The organism is Acinetobacter sp. NEB 394 (assembly GCF_013374795.1).
Classification (GTDB): Bacteria; Pseudomonadota; Gammaproteobacteria; order Pseudomonadales; family Moraxellaceae; genus Acinetobacter; species Acinetobacter johnsonii.
Genome location: NZ_CP055277.1, coordinates 3,227,022 through 3,240,969 on the forward strand (window position 1 = coordinate 3,227,022; position 13,948 = coordinate 3,240,969).

Consider the following 13,948-nt stretch of genomic DNA (forward strand, 5'->3'; position numbering starts at 1 on the left):
GATCTGATCGCTCAAACACGTTGATTCGCTAGGATGCCTTTATATGCAAACGCTTATTTCCAACATTTCAAATCGTTTACGCCAAGTTTATCAAAAGGCGGAAGGATTTATTGAGGATGAGCGTGAGTTTCCAATGTCTCAAGTCTTTTTAAATGCCACTTTTCAACGTTTTGTGACCGACAACGTGAGAATGTTGAAAGACCTGCATGCCGACTTACATGATGATTGGTTACGTTTATATGCCACGCTCGACTATAACGGACTCAAACTCACGCTTTCGGTAGATTTGAAGCTGGCACAAATGGAATTAAATAAAAAAACGCAGTTGATCGTATTTGAGCAAATCAGTGACACCAGTGTGCTGGATGCTGAATACCCAACGGTATTTCATAAAATGGGTGTGCGCTGTGCCCTATTCTTTTATCAAAAAGTCCTGAACCAAGACCCCTTAGGCATGATTTTAGAAAAACTAAATGTGATTAAAGTCAAAGATGATCTACTGCATTTGGATCTGAATCGTTGGTTAGGAAAAAATCGTTCTATTATCGATACCTTAGGTAAGGTCCATGTCAATCATGCCGTATTGCGTGAAGCAGAATTGGTGGTGATCGGTAATGTCAACTTAACGGCCTTGTTCAATAAGTTTTCGCAAACCTCGATCGATGACTTGATTGAACCCAATCTAGACGAAAGCACGGTCTCGCCAATTCGACAAAAATAACTCGGGATGCTGCGACTAAAATGTGACTTAAGGGGGGTAAAAGAAACATAAAACTACAGTTTGCCCTATGTTTCGAATTTTTTCTTCATAATCAGCGTGCATAATATTTCTATGCAAAAAATTTGTGCCTACAACTGAATAGGAAACTTTTTCTTATGGCTAAATCAATGTTGAAAACAGTCGCAATGGCAACAGGTGTCAGTACCTTGCTCTTTGTCGGTTTCTCAAGTCAAACCTTTGCCATGAGTCCATTCCAAGCCAGTTATCAATTTAACTATAATGGCAAAAACATGGGCTCAGCGACACGTACGTTATCGAAATCGGGCAACAACTGGAACTATGTCTTTGCAGCCAAAGCTGGTGGTATCGCCTCTGCAACCGAAAGCAGTCGCTTTAGTTTCAATGGTAAGCAAATTCAGTCCAGCAGTTTTAGTCGTAGTAGTAAAATTTTGGTGCATAACAACACCATGAGTATTAACTTCAATCCAGCGGCAAAAACCATCAATACCAAGAAAGACAAAGAAGCGCGTTCTTTCGCTTGGAAAGCAGGCGTACTGGATGAACTGAATGCTGAATTACAGCTTCGGGAAGACATCAAAAATGGCGGTTTAAAATCGACCTATTATTTGACCGATGCCAAAGAAGTGGAAGCACGTAAATTTGTGAAGCAAGGTTCTGAGTCAATCAAAACCGATTATGGGACCTTTGACACCATTAAAGTGGTCATGAAACATGACAAACCTGGCCGCGAAACTATTTTCTGGTTAGCACCCAAATTGGACTACCTTCCAGTCAAAGTCAGCCATGTGGATAAGAAAACATCCTATGGATTGCTATTAACGGGTTATAAAGGTGCAAGCAATTAGTCATTTTGACGAATTTTACTTGCATTTTTTCAGGTGCTTCCTAAAATACGCTTTTGCTTGAAAAAGCACCTGCCCCTAGAGGATTCTCCCGTGTACGCACTAGAACAGAAAATCTTAAGCGAAGGTATCGTTCTATCTGATGAAGTTCTGAAAGTTGATGCTTTCTTAAACCACCAAATTGATCCGGTTATGATGCAATTAATCGGTAAAGAATTTGCTGCTCGTTTTAAAGATGCAGGCATCACTAAAATCATCACGATTGAAGCATCAGGTATCGCACCTGCAATCATGGCAGGTTTAGAACTGGGCGTGCCCGTTATTTTTGCGCGTAAATACCAATCTTTAACCTTAAAAGATGACCTTTACCGCTCAAAAGTCTTTTCGTTTACCAAACAAACGGAAAGCACGATTGCAATTTCAAATAAGCACATCAGTTCAGCTGACAAAGCCCTCGTGATTGATGACTTCTTGGCCAATGGTCAAGCGGCATTGGGTCTGATTGACTTAATTCACCAAGCGAAAGCAGAAGTTGTAGGTGTCGGTATTGTGATTGAAAAATCATTCCAACCTGGTCGTGACATTTTGCTTGAAAAAGGCTACCGCGTTGAATCTTTGGCACGCGTAAAGTCATTGGCAAATGGCACTGTTGAATTTGTTCGTGACTAATCACGGCGTTTAACTTCAAAAAAGAGCACTTCAGGTGCTCTTTTTTTTGTCACTCAGATGACCCGCGGGTCATCCACATGTAAATGCCACATTTGCTCTGTAGATTATTTTTAATTTAAAGTAAAAATATATCGTTTTTTTTCAATTTAATTACACATTAAACTTGGAGAAATGCGATTTATATAGCATGATCAAATCTAAAAGGTAATGTCCACTTTCTAAGAGCAAAACAAACAAAGACTAAATTGGATACTATTTTATAGAGATACCGAATTGAATGATAAACAAGAATCAATTAACTGAACGATCATTTACCCCAAGCCAATTATCTGGCTTTGATGGCGCGCACTCCATCCAACTCCCTGTAGACTTCATTCACGACTTGAGTAAAGCAGACTCCTTGCAAGCTGTTCTAGATACCATTGCTTACTGGATTTCTCACGTGTTTAATGCGGATCGGGCCAGTATTACCTTGCAAGATACTGAAGAATATCTCAAGCTGTATTCGATCTCAGGTAATCATGCGATTCCGATGGATTTTAAAATTCCGATTGGGCAGACGTTTGTCGGACGAGTCTTTGCCCAGTCTCAACTGATCATTTGCGATGACCTCGCTCAGTCGGATGAGCTGGATTGTAAAATGCTTTCCGAGCATGGCATGGGCACCTGTATGGATGCGCCCATGATTCACAATGGCGTGTGTATTGGCACCTTAAATGTGGCAGATATCAACGTAAACATCACTACACCCTACAACAAGCGATTCTTTTACAGAGTCTCGCCACTTGGTTAGCTTTAAACATTAAACTGCATTTACAAGTGCAAGAAATGGCAGTCTTAGCCTCTACAGATGAGCTCACAGGAACCTTTAACCGTCGTGAATTTGTGCAAGAAAGCAATCAAACCATGCAACATTTCAGCCATGCTCGCGTACCATTTACAATCGGCATCTTAGATATTGATCACTTTAAACAGCTGAATGACTGTTATGGACATACCGCAGGTGACCATGTGCTGAAAAAGATGACCAAAAAAATAAAAGGTATCCTACGTGAGGGAGATTTTTTAGCTCGTATTGGCGGTGAGGAATTTGCGATTATTTTACCCGCCTGCTTGGGTGATGAAGCCATGCGGGTCTTTAAACGCATTTGTTCAACAATTGAAGCAATGGAAGTGCATTATGAGCAAGAAGTGCTGTGTTTCACGGTCAGTATAGGGGTTGCTGAAGTCGGCAAACATGACGCAGATGCAGAGGATGTCTTTAAACGTGCAGATAAAGCCTTGTACTGTGCCAAGCAAGCAGGACGAAACCGAATTCACTTTGCCAACTAAACTGTATTTAAAAACACAGCATAAACTACTCAAGAAAATTACACGTTTAATAAATATTATTGCTGCAAGTTCAACTAAGATTTACTCTAGATTCAGTTGTTTAGATCTTTCAAATTAAAGCGCAAAACACGGTTGTTCTGCGCAACGTGTCATCCACACCGTAAAACGGCTGCCAGCTTCAATCACTGGTATCCCGAATAGGCCAATAGACTATGGAAAATACAATTCTCTGCCCAAAATGTGGCTCTAGTGATGTTGAAAAACGCAATCACGAGCAACAACTGACTAAAATTGGGGGCGTATTGCTCAGTTCGGCAGGTGCAACCGCTGGTACCGTCGGTGGTGCAGCATCAGGGGCCTCTATTGGTGCAGCGATCGGTGCAGCGGCTGGACCTCTTGGGGTGATTATGGGTGGTACCATTGGCACTTTTGTCGGTGCAGTCAGTATTGGTGTGACAGGTGGTTTTTTAGGACATCGTTTTGGTAAAAAAGCGGGTGTGATTGTCGATAAAAATGTATTTCTTGACTATAAATGTCTCAAGTGCGGTACAAAGTTCAAAGAACAGCATCTGAAGCCAGCCCAATAATAAAAAAGCCCATCATGGATGGGCTTTTTTCATGTCTCAATGTTCTAGGCTTGTAGTTTCTTCACAACTTCCCCAAGACGCTTACCTTGAGCTTCGCACAGCACTTTTTCATCTTGGCTTAAGTGCTGATCATGTCGAGGCCCGCTGACATGGCTCACACCATACGGTGTTCCACCTGTTTTCGTATGTGACAATGCGGGAATGGCATTGTTCAACCCTAAAATCATCATGCCATGATGAAACAACGGTGGCAGCATGGTCAATAAAGTACTTTCTTGGCCACCATGCATCGAACCTGATGAGGTAAACACACAAGCCGGCTTGCCATGCAGTGCTCCATTGAGCCAAAGACTGGTGGTCTGATCGAGGAAATATTTCATTTCAGAAGCCATGTTGCCAAAGCGAGTTGGTGAGCCTAGCGCTAAACCAGCACAGTTTGCCAAGTCCTCTAAACTACAATAAATATCGCCTTCTGCAGGAATACTCGGCTCTGCTTCCTTCACCACAGCCGCAATATTTGGCACCGTTCGAATTTTAACTGCAACACCACTGGCTTCAATTCCATTTGCAATCAGATGCGCCATTTCACGGGTACTGCCGTATTTGCTGTAATATAAAACTAAAACATAGGTTTGCATGAATAGAGTTCGGCGACAGAAAAAATAAAACTATACGGTATTTTTCCTATTTTTTGGTTAAGCTTAGGGTGAAAAATGTAGAAAAGATGAAGAAAACAAAAGAGATACTTTGCCTATGTTAGAACAGTACTTAAGAAAACTTCCTTTCTATGAGAAAACTTGGTTTCAGTTCGTTTTATTTGTACTGCGACGCTTTGAGGCTGATCGATGTCGTGAACAAGCAGGTTCACTGACCTATACCACCTTGTTTGCCGTCGTTCCGATGCTGACGGTTTTTTTGGTGATCATTTCCTCAATCAAAGCGCTTGAACCTGCACGGCAGCAATTACAACAACTGATCTATAGTAATTTTTTACCGAAAACCACGATTGCTTTTGACAAGGCTTTAAATGCGTTTACCGATAAATCCAGTAATTTAACCATTATTGGGATCTTATTTTTATTTGTCACCACCGTCATGATGCTGACCAGCATTGAAAAAGTGTTTAACCGTATTTGGCGAGTCCGCGAAACACGTGGCGGCATTATTGGCTTTATGCGCTATTGGACCATTATTTCTTTGGGTCCTATTCTACTTGGTAGTGCCTTTGTTATTTCATCGACGATGGCTTCCCTCAATGTTTTGAGCAATAATTTTGCAGGCTATGAGCTCAATGGCGCATTTGTCCTGTGGCTGATTTCATTCTGCTTAACCGTCGTCGGCTTTTTTATTCTGAATTGGACCATTCCAAACCGAAGTGTCCCGATTAAATCCGCTTTGATTGCAGGCTTATTTAGTGCCGTCGTGTTTGAACTCCTGAAAAACTTGTTCGGCTTTATCATGTCGAACTTCACCAGCTATGAAGTCGTTTATGGTGCCTTTGCTGCGATTCCTATTTTCTTATTATGGATTTTTTTGTCGTGGAATATTGTCCTGATTGGGGTTGAAATCAGCTACGCGCTCACCGCATTTACTGCCCACAAAGAACAAAAGCGCCATCCTGTGATTATGTTGCTCGACCTGATGGAACTGTTTTATAAAAAGCAACAACACGGACTCAGTGTTTCCGATGATGAAGCTTTAGATGTTTTAGGAAGAGATGAAATTGGACGTTGGCCGAGTTATGTATTAATGCTTGAACAGCAGAACTTAGTTAAACGTACCGATGACAACCAATACGTGCTGGTGCGGAATTTATCCCAAGTCGATTTTTGGAGTTTCTATAGTCAGCTTCCCTATCCATTACCGAAGCGTCGCGACTTAAGCAACGTGCATCATGACGATCTTTGGATCAAGAAAATTGGGCCAGCGTTAGTAGAATCGGATGATTACTTAGCGGCCAAACTCGCTATTCCGCTGTCTACAATTTTTGATGATAAATCTTAAGACTTCATATAAAAAACGTGTCCAAGACACGTTTTTTATCATCCCACTCAAATCAGTCTGAGCTTAAGACAGATTCAAGCCAACTCAGTATTTACTGCAAAGCCATTTTAAAGGCCTGTACATACTGCTTAATTTTATGATGCAAACTCACCACCATCACACCCATCAACACAAAGCATGTTCCCACCAAAAAGTTGAGTTCCAGATGCTCATTGAGTAACACCACACCAAAACACATCCCGAAAATTGGGGTCAAAAAAGAAAAGAGGACCAACTGTGAGGCCAAATATTTTTTCAACAGCCAAAACCAAATCAGATAACTGGCAAATGACACGACAACGGTATGGAAAAGTAAACTTGTAAGGGATAATACAGACCAGTGAATCGTCGCTTGTCCCATAAAAAAAGCCACAGGCAATAACACGAAAAATGCGATAAAGAGCTGATAAAACAAAGTTTGGGTCGCAGGTGCTTCTGCTAGTTTAGTCAACCGAACTGCAATGGTCGTGGCTGCCCACAATACCCCTGCCAAAAGTGCTAAAGCATCACCCCAAAGTGCCGAACTCGCAGCCGCTTGTGAAGCCGCAGGGCGAAATAAAAATGCAATCACGATCCCGAAAAATGCACATGCAATGCCCAACCACTGGATAAGTGATAAACGTTCAGAAGGCAACTTCCAGTGCAAACCCAATGCTACAAAAATAGGCGCGGTATACAGCAAAACTACGGTATGCGCCGCGGAGGTAAAACGTAAAGCTTGAGCGACCAGAAAAAATTCTGCTGCAAATAAAAGCCCAACCAAAATTCCTGCGGGTAAGTAGTCTCGCCCCCATAAAGATGTACCCTTTGCCAGCTTGATCATGGGGTAAACCATCAACGCAGATAAACCTGAGCGAAGTGCAATTTGCATCACTGCAGAAATATCGGGGGCAGCAAGCTTTAACACCACTTGTTGTAATCCCCACAAAATACACAGCCCAAACATAATCCCTGAGGCCTTACTGTCCAGCGCTTGACGACTACTCATGACCTGCTCCACTGAAAAAGATCAAAGCTCACTATAGATTTGTCTGAAATAAAACATATAATTTAAAACAGACAAGAGATCTTCTTATTCAGGCAATTTCAGCCATGCCCCAACGACAACAAAAAAAGAGCGCGCCACTCAAACAATTACCGACCAATGATGATATTGATAAATTATTGTGGATCAGCTTTCGCGAAGACCCCGCGCAGTCGGTTTATCCCGTGCATGGACATGCATGGGGCGAATTTGTATATGCCTTTAATGGCGTGATGGAGGTGAATATCAACCAGATTGACTACCTTACCCCGCCACCTTATGGCATTTGGCTTCCACCCAATGTAGCCCATAGCAGCTTAAATCGTACCGATGTTTCACATGGCACCTTGTATATCCATGAAAGCTTATGCACTCATCTACCTCAACAAGCCGGTATTATGCTCAGCTCACCTTTGGTCTCGGCACTCTTTAAGCATTTGAGACAACACAGCCTGCCCGATGATGCACCTGAACACATGCGCTTACTCTATGTTTTGCTTGATCAGTTACATCATGCAGAATTGGTTAGCGGCTATTTACCGCACTCTGAACACCCGACCCTGAAAAGCATTTTAGATTTTTTACTTCTACATCCTGCGGACAACAGTTCTTTGCAACAACTGGCAATACAGCACAATATGACTGAACGCACACTGGCACGTTATAGTCAAAAAGAACTTGGCATGTCCTTGAATGAATGGCGACAGCGCTTAAAAGTCATGAAAGCCATGAGCATGCTGACAGAGGGAAAAAAGGTCGAAAGTATCGCGCTGGATTTGGGCTATGCCAATGCATCGGCCTTTATTAATATGTTTAAACGCTGGATGGTATATACCCCCGATCAGTTCCGCAAACTGTACCATAGTCATCAACAGCGCTAAAAAAAGATCACCGAAGTGACCTTATGAATGATGGGGTTTGAAAGCCTGTAAATTAAGCTTGAACAAAGGTATTCCAAGAATAGTCTTGGTTTTTGCCTTTTAGAGTCATTTTCAACTGCTCACCCGCCTGTAGTGCAGCCACCCCAGCAGGTGTCCCTGTCATGACCACATCGCCTGCTTCCAAAGTGAAGACTTGGCTAATGTCGGCCAACAAGGTGCAAATATCAAAAATTAAGTGTGCAGTGTTGCCCGCTTGGCGCAGCTCATCATTAACATGAAAACTGTAGTGCACATCATCCCAGTCCTGTACCACATCGGAAACAGCAACCCAGTCTGCCAGTACACACGAACCATCAAAGGCTTTGGCACGTTCCCAAGGCTGGCCTTTGGTTTTCAAGTCATCTTGTAAGTCACGTAAGGTTAAGTCCAAACCTAAAGTCACAGCCCCTACCGCTTGCAGGGCTTGAGCTGGATCGGCGGCTTTGCTTAGGCGATGGTCAATGCGTAAAACCAGTTCACATTCATAATGGCAGCTGCCCCATGCAGGATTCCAAGAAATGCCCGCATCTAAACTGAGCAAACTGCTCGGTGGTTTGATAAATAAAACGGGACGATCAGGAATCGCATTGCCTAATTCTTTGGCATGGTCTGCATAACTACGACCGACACAGACAATTTTAGATGGACGTGTACTCATGATCTTCCTCTGATTTTTTGATGGTGTTATGGAACAAAATGCTTATTTTTTGAAAGTATTTTCAAATTTTGCTTGATCCGCACTATCGGCCAACGCACGCTTAGGCACAATCACCACAGTACGGTTTTTCAGCTCAAGCATATAGGTCAACTTGCCACTGGCAAACTTTTGCACTTCATTATAATGGACCACTTGCTTGCGACCATTGGCATAAATTTCCGCATAATCTTGGTATAAATCGATGCCTTGCTCACTTTTACCAAACTGATATTTCACAAATTGGCGCTTAAACATCATCGGCAGGAACCAATAGCGCATGAGAATTTGTAAAACTAAGAAAAATATACCCAACGCCACATAGTAGCGACCGACACCTGAAAAGCCGAGCATAAAGCCCCACACAATAATCCCGACACTAATCAACGGCGTGATAAAACGCGTCATTTGCTTTTTACCAAAGGTCGCTAAGGCAAAACCATCTTGGGATTCTTCTAAAGTAAGGAAATAACGTGTCGATAATGCAGGCTTGTTTTCTGACATAGGGTCATATCAAATAGCTAAAAATATTGTGCTCAATACTACAACACAATCGGTCATTTTTTTAGGACTTTAGCAAATCGATGTTGATTAGCTGGCGATCCACTTAAGCCGAGGCCATACCGATATAAGAGCCACATCATAAAACTGAGATGTAAGAAACAACTGAATAAATACAGCAAAAGATCCATCAGTGCTATGGATTTCTACTGAACAGAAAATGCAGACACAAAAAAACCGCAACATGTGCGGTTTTTTTAATATTGATCAAGTTGGTGCGCTCAGAGAGATTCGAACTCCCGACCCCTTAGTTCGTAGCCAAGTGCTCTATCCAGCTGAGCTATGAGCGCGACGTCTTGATGGGGTGAATTATACGTGAATCTTATTTTTTGTTAAGTCTTATTTTCATAAAAGCCGATCAACTGCCCAGTTATTAAGCATAGTGGGTATAGAACGCTGCATAAACCAACAGATTGATCATTCCATACGAAAATAGCTAGGGGAATCACGCAAGAATAGCGCTTTATTTATATCAAATTTTTCTTGAAGAACCACTTTATCATGCCAAGCACTTCATTTTTAACAGGCACAAAAAAACCGCAACATGTGCGGTTGATTGTTTAAGTTGGTGCGCTCAGAGAGATTCGAACTCCCGACCCCTTAGTTCGTAGCCAAGTGCTCTATCCAGCTGAGCTATGAGCGCATTACTTGTGTGCCAATTCAGGCGATACGTTACATACAGTTTACTTATTGGTGCGCTCAGAGAGATTCGAACTCCCGACCCCTTAGTTCGTAGCCAAGTGCTCTATCCAGCTGAGCTATGAGCGCGACATAAGTAAAGTTGGCGGTGAGAGAGGGATTCGAACCCTCGGTACAGTTACCCGTACGCATCCTTAGCAGGGATGTGGTTTCAGCCACTCACCCATCTCACCGTAACGTGCGGCCATAATACAAACTTCATGCTAGCACTGCAAGCACAGACACTCAATTTTTTGCATATTTTCGTTCAATTAAATACTTTTTAAACAATTTAGAGCGGATTCAGCCGAATTTATTCTTTTCCCTACATCTGCATGTTGAATAAAACAGCAGATATTCTAAATTGCCGACATAAAACACAATATTGCAATCATTTGCGTGCAGTCTGTCTTCGCATGACTTATGCTAATCCTATCTACTGACATACAGCCAAAGACATTATGAAAAATTGGGTCGATCCTGAAGCAAAAGCTGAAGCTGAACGTTATGACAACCCTATTCCGAGCCGCACGCTCATTTTAGAAACCATCGAAGAAAAAAAGACGGCTTTATCGCATGCGGACTTGGTCGAAATTTTTGAAATTGCAGATCAAAAAAGCATTGAAGCACTCAGCCATCGTCTGATTGCGATGGTTCGTGATGGCCAAATGATGAAAGATGGCTTCAAGTTTCAAATTGCCGAAGAGCAACCTGAACATGAAGCAACGGTTTACATCAACAGTAAAGGCTTTGGCACGGCGAATATTGCAGGGCATGAAGACTTACTTCTACCTGAACGCGAACTGCGCCAAGTGTTTAATGGTGACCGTGTTAAAGTGCGTCAAACCTCAGTAGACCGCAAAGGTAAAGCTTGGGGCTTTATTACTGAGGTAGTGCAACACCGTGTGAAGCAAATTATTGGTAAAGTATCAATACATGACGGTGAATACTTTATTCAGCCAGCAAATCCGAATGCGCACCAACCGATTACTTTAGAAAAAGAATTAATCGAACACGCACAAGTCAAAGTGGGCGATTCGGTTCGTGTTGCAATTGATGACTACCCAACCAAAGATGAGTTGGCGACAGGTCATATTGTGCAATCGATGGCAGACAAGGCCGATACTGAAATTATTATTCCGCAAACCATTTTAGAGTTTGGTTTGCCGTATGAGTTTCCAGAAGAAGTCATTAAAGAAGCAGAGAGCTTTAAAGAGCCTTCAGCGCAAGACCGTGAAGGTCGTATTGACCTACGAGATTTAGCCTTAGTCACTATTGATGGTGAAGATGCACGCGACTTCGATGACGCAGTCTATGCAGAAAAACGTCCAGGCGGCGGTTACCGTGTGGTGGTGGCCATTGCAGATGTGAGTCACTATGTCCGTTCAGGCAAACCACTAGATGATGAAGCTCAAGAACGGGGTACATCGGTGTATTTCCCTCACTTTGTTTTACCGATGTTGCCTGAAGCTCTTTCGAATGGCTTATGTTCACTCAATCCGCATGTAGACCGTCTATGTATGGTCTGTGATTTAAACCTGTCACGTGCCGGTCGCGTCACCAAGTTTGAGTTCTACCCGTCTGTGATGCACTCAAAGGCACGTTTAACCTATACCAATGTTGCCCAGTACTTTGAAGGCGACAGCAGTGCCATTCCTGAAGACCGTGATGTTCGCAAATCCTTGAACACCCTGTTCCAACTCTATCAAGTCCTCAAAGGTTTACGTGCTGAACGTCATGCCATGGAATTTGAAACCGTTGAAACTTACATGACCTTTGATGAGCTGGGCGGCATTAAGGAAATTTTACCGCGTACGCGTAATGATGCGCATAAACTGATTGAAGAATGTATGTTGTTGGCAAACGTGGCAGCGGCTGAATATGCGCTACAACATGATGTGCCAATGTTATACCGTATTCATGAACCACCTGAGTTTTCACGTATCCAAAAAGTACGCGACTTTGTCAAACTGCTCGGTCTACCGTTCCCAGAGCAGCCGACTCAGAAAGACTACCAAGCCGTGATTGATGCAACCAAAGACCGTATTGATGCTCCAAGTATCCATGCCGTGCTGTTACGTTCAATGATGCAAGCCTACTATGGTGCGAATAACGCAGGTCACTTTGGTTTGGCATATGAAGCCTATACGCACTTCACTTCCCCAATTCGTCGCTACCCAGACTTGTTGTTACACCGTGCGATTAAAGCCAAGTTAAAACATAAACCTGCACCTCTTTCAGGGGCTGCTTTGGATGATGCTGGTCAACATTTCTCAGCGACTGAGCGTCGTGCAGATGAAGCGTCTCGCTCTGTCACCACATGGTTGAAATGTCATTATATGCAGCAGCATTTGGGTGAAGAGTTTGTCGGCACCATTTCTGCCGTAGCGGAATTCGGTCTATTTGTGACGCTCAAAGACTTATATGTTGACGGCATGATCCATGTCAGCCAATTGGGCGATGACTACTTTGTCTATGACCAACCAAGTCAGAGCTTGATTGGGCAGGCACGTGGTCAAAGCTTTAGCTTGGGCGATGAAGTGAAAATCAAAGTTGCAGCAGTGAATTTAGAAGACCGCAAAATTGATTTTGAATTATTGCAGCAACTCTCACATGGTGGTCGGCCCATACGTAGTCGAGCGCCCCGTGTTGGCAAAGCCAAAACAGCACGAAGCGAAAGTAAAGAAGAAGTCTTTAGCGAGTCGACAAACACCTCTCCCAGTAACAGCGGAGACCAGCCCATACGACGCAAAAAAGATAAATCCCAACCTAGCTCCTACAGCAAAAAGCCTGGTAAAAAATCTTCATCAAAGTCTGAAACAAAGGTTAAAGATAAAGTGAAGAAAAAGTCGAAACCTAAAAAGAAAAAATCAAACGCAAAAGCGAAAACTGAGTAAATGATGTAAAAGGTGCTAGGGCTTAATGTTCTAGCACCTTTTTTCATAGGGCCAACATGAACTTTTTGCGTTTATTTTTAAGCAAACCTATCAGCCAATATCATCCCTTGCTTTATTTCATGGCCACGCGTAGCCGACGTATGATGCGCTATTGGCAGTGGAAAACAGATGGGAAAGACTATGCACATTCATTTTCTAACGCCCCTTTGGCTTTTCGCGTCAAAAAACATCAGTCCGTTCTGATTCGTAAATTAGGCGACAGCGATCAGCACTGGCAACACAATAAAGTCATCAATCTCAAAATTGCCAGTCCGTGTATTTCCGGGATTTTAATCCACCCACAACAGACTTTTTCTTTTTGTCAGTTGGTAGGACAACCAACAACTCAAAAAGGCTATGTTGAGGGAATGGAACTCAGCTTTGGTCAAGCACGCGGTGGTATTGGTGGCGGGATTTGCCAAATTGCCAATCTTATTCACTGGCTTGTCTTGCATAGCCCGTTACAAGTGGTACAACGTTCACAGCACTCCTTTGACCCTTTCCCAGATCATGGTCGTGTACTTCCTTTTGGGAGTGGCGCTGCAATTTTTTATAACTATATTGATTATCAATTTTACAATCCTACCCCGCATAGCTTTCAAATTCGGCTGTGGTTTAGTGAGAAATGCCTAGAAGGTGAACTGCGTTGCTCAGTCGATTTAGGCTATGTCTATCATGTATTTGAACAACAGCATGCCTTCCTTAAAATCGGGACGGATTACTACCGACAAAACGAAATTTGGCGACACCGCAAAGAAAAATATAAAAGCGGTGAAATCTTAGCAACTGAATGTATGACCCGTAACTTTGCCAAAGTGCTTTATCAGCCCTCACGCATTGATCAGCACTACCCTTCATGGGCTGAATTTCAAGCGGCGCAAAACATCAAAACCAATTAAAACTTGATTTCCCAGTGCATC

The 13,948-nt window shown here is 42.8% G+C and carries 14 protein-coding genes and 4 tRNA genes; 10 read left to right on the forward strand and 8 right to left on the reverse strand.

Annotated elements, in window-relative coordinates; all coding sequences use genetic code 11:
* Positions 1-43 precede the first annotated feature (43 nt).
* The 6 genes from HUK62_RS15640 to HUK62_RS15660 all read left to right on the forward strand — a co-directional run bounded on the left by HUK62_RS15640 (position 44) and on the right by HUK62_RS15660 (position 4,172).
* Entirely contained in the window at positions 44-721 is a 678-nt protein-coding gene (locus tag HUK62_RS15640) for a hypothetical protein (RefSeq protein ID WP_004977854.1), read from the forward strand.
* A gap of 155 nt (positions 722-876) precedes the next feature.
* On the forward strand, positions 877-1,587 hold the full coding sequence (locus HUK62_RS15645) for a DUF3108 domain-containing protein (RefSeq protein WP_176538315.1): 711 nt from the start codon (positions 877-879) through the stop codon (positions 1,585-1,587).
* 90 nt (positions 1,588-1,677) lie between these two features.
* Complete coding sequence (locus HUK62_RS15650) at positions 1,678-2,253, forward strand: xanthine phosphoribosyltransferase (RefSeq protein WP_004691243.1); 576 nt, start codon at positions 1,678-1,680, stop codon at positions 2,251-2,253.
* Between the two features lie 277 nt (positions 2,254-2,530).
* Entirely contained in the window at positions 2,531-3,046 is a 516-nt protein-coding gene (locus tag HUK62_RS19125) for a GAF domain-containing protein (protein ID WP_228723710.1), read from the forward strand.
* Positions 3,047-3,081: 35 nt separating this feature from the next.
* Positions 3,082-3,585 (forward strand): GGDEF domain-containing protein, encoded by a 504-nt coding sequence (locus HUK62_RS19130; protein WP_228723711.1) that lies wholly within the window; start codon positions 3,082-3,084, stop codon positions 3,583-3,585.
* A 212-nt stretch (positions 3,586-3,797) separates the two neighbouring features.
* Complete coding sequence (locus tag HUK62_RS15660) at positions 3,798-4,172, forward strand: hypothetical protein (RefSeq protein WP_004691247.1); 375 nt, start codon at positions 3,798-3,800, stop codon at positions 4,170-4,172.
* Between the two features lie 44 nt (positions 4,173-4,216).
* On the opposite strand, the gene wrbA is transcribed toward HUK62_RS15660, so the two are convergent.
* Entirely contained in the window at positions 4,217-4,810 is a 594-nt protein-coding gene (gene wrbA, locus HUK62_RS15665) for an NAD(P)H:quinone oxidoreductase (RefSeq protein ID WP_176538316.1), read from the reverse strand.
* A gap of 115 nt (positions 4,811-4,925) precedes the next feature.
* On the opposite strand from wrbA, the gene HUK62_RS15670 reads away from it, so the two are divergent.
* Positions 4,926-6,176 (forward strand): YihY family inner membrane protein, encoded by a 1,251-nt coding sequence (locus tag HUK62_RS15670; protein WP_176538317.1) that lies wholly within the window; start codon positions 4,926-4,928, stop codon positions 6,174-6,176.
* Between the two features lie 91 nt (positions 6,177-6,267).
* Here HUK62_RS15670 and HUK62_RS15675 read toward each other — a convergent pair whose 3' ends face one another.
* The gene (locus HUK62_RS15675; RefSeq protein WP_176538318.1) at positions 6,268-7,203 is read right to left on the reverse strand and encodes a DMT family transporter; all 936 of its coding nucleotides are present in this window, start codon (positions 7,201-7,203) and stop codon (positions 6,268-6,270) included.
* Between the two features lie 104 nt (positions 7,204-7,307).
* Here HUK62_RS15675 and HUK62_RS15680 point away from each other — a divergent pair, with 104 nt between their 5' ends.
* Positions 7,308-8,120 (forward strand): helix-turn-helix transcriptional regulator, encoded by an 813-nt coding sequence (locus HUK62_RS15680; protein WP_176538319.1) that lies wholly within the window; start codon positions 7,308-7,310, stop codon positions 8,118-8,120.
* Positions 8,121-8,172: 52 nt separating this feature from the next.
* Here HUK62_RS15680 and HUK62_RS15685 read toward each other — a convergent pair whose 3' ends face one another.
* From HUK62_RS15685 to HUK62_RS15710, 6 genes are all read right to left on the reverse strand, one after another.
* Positions 8,173-8,817, reverse strand: a complete 645-nt coding sequence (locus tag HUK62_RS15685; RefSeq protein WP_176538320.1) for a fumarylacetoacetate hydrolase family protein — start codon at positions 8,815-8,817, stop codon at positions 8,173-8,175.
* 42 nt (positions 8,818-8,859) lie between these two features.
* The gene (locus HUK62_RS15690; protein ID WP_004691260.1) at positions 8,860-9,357 is read right to left on the reverse strand and encodes a YcxB family protein; all 498 of its coding nucleotides are present in this window, start codon (positions 9,355-9,357) and stop codon (positions 8,860-8,862) included.
* Positions 9,358-9,627: 270 nt separating this feature from the next.
* A tRNA-Arg gene (locus tag HUK62_RS15695) sits at positions 9,628-9,704 on the reverse strand.
* Between the two features lie 276 nt (positions 9,705-9,980).
* Positions 9,981-10,057 (reverse strand) — tRNA-Arg (locus HUK62_RS15700).
* A gap of 48 nt (positions 10,058-10,105) precedes the next feature.
* A tRNA-Arg gene (locus tag HUK62_RS15705) sits at positions 10,106-10,182 on the reverse strand.
* Positions 10,183-10,196: 14 nt separating this feature from the next.
* Positions 10,197-10,286, reverse strand: a tRNA-Ser gene (locus HUK62_RS15710).
* A 264-nt stretch (positions 10,287-10,550) separates the two neighbouring features.
* On the opposite strand from HUK62_RS15710, the gene rnr reads away from it, so the two are divergent.
* Both rnr and HUK62_RS15720 read left to right on the forward strand, forming a co-directional pair.
* Positions 10,551-12,989 (forward strand): ribonuclease R, encoded by a 2,439-nt coding sequence (gene rnr, locus HUK62_RS15715; protein ID WP_176538511.1) that lies wholly within the window; start codon positions 10,551-10,553, stop codon positions 12,987-12,989.
* Between the two features lie 56 nt (positions 12,990-13,045).
* The gene (locus HUK62_RS15720) at positions 13,046-13,927 is read left to right on the forward strand and encodes a VanW family protein (protein ID WP_176538321.1); all 882 of its coding nucleotides are present in this window, start codon (positions 13,046-13,048) and stop codon (positions 13,925-13,927) included.
* Positions 13,928-13,948 lie beyond the last annotated feature (21 nt).

What these genes read in the sequence shown, in the direction of transcription:
- HUK62_RS15670 (WP_176538317.1), top strand. Translation starts at nt 4,926, where the DNA reads ATGTTAGAACAGTACTTAAGAAAACTTCCTTTCTATGAGAAAACTTGG.
- HUK62_RS19130 (WP_228723711.1), top strand. Translation starts at nt 3,082, where the DNA reads ATGGCAGTCTTAGCCTCTACAGATGAGCTCACAGGAACCTTTAACCGT.
- HUK62_RS15660 (WP_004691247.1), top strand. Translation starts at nt 3,798, where the DNA reads ATGGAAAATACAATTCTCTGCCCAAAATGTGGCTCTAGTGATGTTGAA.
- HUK62_RS15675 (WP_176538318.1), bottom strand. Translation starts at nt 7,203, where the DNA reads ATGAGTAGTCGTCAAGCGCTGGACAGTAAGGCCTCAGGGATTATGTTT.
- HUK62_RS15720 (WP_176538321.1), top strand. Translation starts at nt 13,046, where the DNA reads ATGAACTTTTTGCGTTTATTTTTAAGCAAACCTATCAGCCAATATCAT.
- HUK62_RS15685 (WP_176538320.1), bottom strand. Translation starts at nt 8,817, where the DNA reads ATGAGTACACGTCCATCTAAAATTGTCTGTGTCGGTCGTAGTTATGCA.
- HUK62_RS19125 (WP_228723710.1), top strand. Translation starts at nt 2,531, where the DNA reads ATGATAAACAAGAATCAATTAACTGAACGATCATTTACCCCAAGCCAA.
- wrbA (WP_176538316.1), bottom strand. Translation starts at nt 4,810, where the DNA reads ATGCAAACCTATGTTTTAGTTTTATATTACAGCAAATACGGCAGTACC.
- HUK62_RS15680 (WP_176538319.1), top strand. Translation starts at nt 7,308, where the DNA reads ATGCCCCAACGACAACAAAAAAAGAGCGCGCCACTCAAACAATTACCG.
- HUK62_RS15690 (WP_004691260.1), bottom strand. Translation starts at nt 9,357, where the DNA reads ATGTCAGAAAACAAGCCTGCATTATCGACACGTTATTTCCTTACTTTA.
- HUK62_RS15640 (WP_004977854.1), top strand. Translation starts at nt 44, where the DNA reads ATGCAAACGCTTATTTCCAACATTTCAAATCGTTTACGCCAAGTTTAT.
- HUK62_RS15645 (WP_176538315.1), top strand. Translation starts at nt 877, where the DNA reads ATGGCTAAATCAATGTTGAAAACAGTCGCAATGGCAACAGGTGTCAGT.